This is a genomic window from Vibrio sp. Vb0937 (genome assembly GCF_033338855.1).
The window spans coordinates 1-1275 of record NZ_JAWOTK010000257.1 but is presented as its reverse complement, the minus strand read 5'-3'; the positions used below and the strand labels follow the sequence as shown (position 1 = coordinate 1275).

At 45.2% G+C, this 1275-nt stretch carries 2 protein-coding genes; one reads left to right on the top strand and one right to left on the bottom strand.

The window, feature by feature from the left end; genetic code table 11:
• The coding region (arcA, locus tag R7P67_RS24900; protein WP_318086329.1) for a two-component system response regulator ArcA at positions 1 to 644 on the top strand (644 nt) is incomplete at its 5' end.
• Positions 645 to 711: 67 nt separating this feature from the next.
• Here arcA and R7P67_RS24895 read toward each other — a convergent pair.
• On the bottom strand, positions 712 to 1176 hold the full coding sequence (locus R7P67_RS24895) for a hypothetical protein (protein WP_015296247.1): 465 nt from the start codon (positions 1174 to 1176) through the stop codon (positions 712 to 714).
• Positions 1177 to 1275: the final 99 nt, after the last annotated feature.

The following is a 1275-nucleotide window of genomic DNA, read 5'->3' as shown; positions in this document are numbered from 1 at the left end:
CAGAGGGATACGCTGTTTTTGAAGCCAGTGACGGTGAAGAGATGCACCAAGTGTTGTCTGACAACTCTATCAACTTGGTCATTATGGACATTAATCTTCCAGGCAAGAATGGTTTACTGTTAGCACGTGAACTACGTGAGCAAGCGAACATCGCTCTGATGTTCCTAACAGGCCGCGACAATGAAGTAGACAAGATCCTAGGTCTTGAAATTGGTGCTGATGACTACATCACAAAACCATTCAACCCACGTGAATTGACTATTCGTGCGCGCAACCTGCTAAGCCGCTCAATGAGCACTAACGCAGTTCAAGAAGAAAAGCGCTCAGTAGAAAAATACGAATTCAACGGTTGGGTGCTAGATATTAACAGCCGCTCACTAGTGAGCCCTGCTGGCGATAGCTACAAGCTGCCTCGTTCTGAATTCCGTGCACTTCTGCACTTCTGTGAGAACCCAGGTAAGATCCAAACACGTGCTGATCTTCTTAAGAAGATGACTGGACGTGAGCTTAAACCACATGACCGTACTGTCGACGTAACGATTCGCCGTATTCGTAAACACTTCGAATCAGTATCTGGTACGCCAGAAATCATCGCGACTATCCACGGTGATGGCTACCGCTTCTGCGGTGACTTAGAAGACTAATTCAGTCTGCTAGAAATACGAAGGGCTTGCTCATTGGAGCAAGCCCTTTTTCTATGCGGCAAAGAAACTAATAAACCTTGTTTATCTTCACGTGCTTTTCAACAAGCCAACGTTGTTTACCCGCATCATCAAGCAGCAACGCCAAATCGACGGATTTATCTGTATCGGCTTCAACTTGCCAAGTAAACGTCACTTCCCACTGGTTTTCGCTGTGAGTGCGAGTTTCCAAGTCCCCACCATCAATCATCCACTCGGTAGTACCCTGCTTTATAATCAAAGCCTCAGCAGTCAAATTCGCAGGCAGCTGTTTGTCGCCTTCCAGATACAAAGCACCTTGAATACTCAACTCTTGAACGTCTTGCACAGGTTCTTCCTCAATCGCAGGCATTAAGTTCACCCAAAGATTGCTCTTTAGTTCAACATTCACCTGATTCATCGTAATTTGGCTGCCTTGTTGCCAGTTCACTTGAGGAACAGAACTACAACCTACGAGCGATGCAATAAGTAAGGCTACGGGTGCAAGTTTCTTCATGTTATTTCCTTTGATCTAACCAACTTTTGAGTACCTGAATATCGTTTTGGTATTCATTCTTTATCTCTTCGACCCAGTCAGAAATATTTTCCCACCATG

Bases quoted from the DNA above. Each gene is read 5' to 3' on its own strand.
- R7P67_RS24895 (WP_015296247.1), bottom strand. From the start codon at position 1,176: ATGAAGAAACTTGCACCCGTAGCCTTACTTATTGCATCGCTCGTAGGT.